This window comes from Bradyrhizobium sp. CFUWI, from assembly GCF_056429085.1.
Genome location: NZ_JBWJZE010000140.1, coordinates 1 through 549 on the forward strand (window position 1 = coordinate 1; position 549 = coordinate 549).

Genomic DNA, 549 nt, shown 5'->3' on the forward strand with positions numbered 1-549 from the left:
GTTGGTTCATGGCGTTGTCAGGCAAAGGAAGGAGGGCCGGCAGGCGGCCGCATGCGGGCGGGGGCCCTATTATCGAGGGATGGACAGCCGTTTCGGAGAAGTGTCTCCCACCCGCTCCCTCCGCGGGGCCGTTGCATGAGCGCCGGCGCGCTGCACCCCACCACGCTGCTGCAGGCCGTGGCGGCGCGCATCTCCTCCCACCTGCATGCGCCCCGGGAGATCCTCGCCCGCCTGGGGGGCAACGAATTCGCGCTGATGCTGCCGGGCGCGGACGAAGCCGCCGCGCGCGACACGGCGCAGCGCATCACGCGCGCGTTCGAATCCTCGCTGGCGTTCGACGACCAGACGGTGGACCTCAGCGCCGGCATCGGCATCGCCTGCTGGCCCGGCCCGGCGGAAGACGCCGACACCCTGCTGAGCCACGCGGAGATCGCGATGTACGCCGCCAAGCGGCGGCTGCACGGCGCGCAGGTGTACGACCCGTCGATGGCGTCGTCCAGCGCGGCCGCGCTGTCGCTGCTGTCCGAGCTGCGCCATGCGGTGGAGGCG

The 549-nt window shown here is 72.3% G+C and carries 1 protein-coding gene; it reads left to right on the forward strand.

What is annotated here, in order from left to right:
* Window positions 1–135: 135 nt before the first annotated feature.
* The coding region (locus tag AC066S_RS39095) for a GGDEF domain-containing protein (protein ID WP_478271946.1) at window positions 136–549 on the forward strand (414 nt) is incomplete at its 3' end.